This is a genomic window from Bradyrhizobium sp., from assembly GCF_016462955.1.
Taxonomy (GTDB): domain Bacteria; phylum Pseudomonadota; class Alphaproteobacteria; order Rhizobiales; family Xanthobacteraceae; genus Bradyrhizobium.
Genome location: NZ_JAEMSD010000799.1, coordinates 1,069 through 2,037, shown reverse-complemented (window position 1 = coordinate 2,037; position 969 = coordinate 1,069). Strand labels below are relative to the sequence as shown.

The 969-nt window shown below is 60.9% G+C and carries 1 protein-coding gene; it reads left to right on the top strand.

Annotated elements, in window-relative coordinates:
* Positions 1–280: 280 nt before the first annotated feature.
* Positions 281–969, top strand: a 689-nt coding sequence (locus JHD07_RS38540; protein WP_291631750.1) for a class II aldolase/adducin family protein, incomplete at its 3' end; no start/stop codon positions are given.

Genomic DNA, 969 nt, shown 5'->3' with positions numbered 1-969 from the left:
TCTTGAGCGCGCGAAGGGCCTGGTCGACATTATTGTCGCGAACGATGATCTGCATAAGTCCGTTAATCTCCAATCGAAAACGAGCGGTTCGCCGGGATTTTTACATCCTTCCCGACGGGCCGACCGAATAGCAAAGCCAGTGAGTCGTCGCAGGTCGCCCTACGCCATGTGGGCGGCGCCCTATCAGCAGAGTCGCGTAAACTCAACCCTAAAGCCTTCATACTCGACAAGCCGAGTATGCGGGCGGATAGTGGCGGCATAAAAATAGTGGAGGATCGCCATGGCTACAGCCGCCAAACACCCCGATATGCCCGCCGCCGAATGGGCGGCGCGCCAGCAGCTTGCCGCCTGCTACCGTATCTTCGATCATATGGGCTGGTCGGAACTGATCTACAACCATATTACGCTGCGCGTACCGGACGAAAACGGCGCTTTTCTCATCAATCCCTTTGGCCTGGGCTATGATGAGGTGACCGCCTCCAACCTCGTCAAGATCGACATAGACGGTCAGGTGCTGGACGGCAGCCCCTATCCCGTCAACCGTGCGGGCTTCACCCAGCATAGCGTGTTTCACCGGCATCTGCCCGACGCCCATTGCATCATCCACACCCATACGACTGCGGGGATGGCGGTGAGCGCCTGCGCCGAGGGGCTGAAACCGATCAGCTTCTATGCCGCCGCCTTCATCGGACGAATCGCCTATCATGATTTTGAGGGCATCACGATTCGCGCCGATGAGGGAGAGCGGCTGATCGCCAATCTGGGCGACCGGCGCGTCATGCTGCTGCGCAATCATGGGACGCTGGTGATGGCGGGGAGCCTGCCCGAAGCCTTCCTGACCCACTGGCTGTTGCAGCGCGCCTGCGAAATCCAGGTTGCGGCCGGCGCGGCGGGGACGCCGATCGATATTCCGGCCGAGGTGATCGCGGTGCATCAGCGCGACGTGAGCGCCGTGCAACTGCCGGTCGG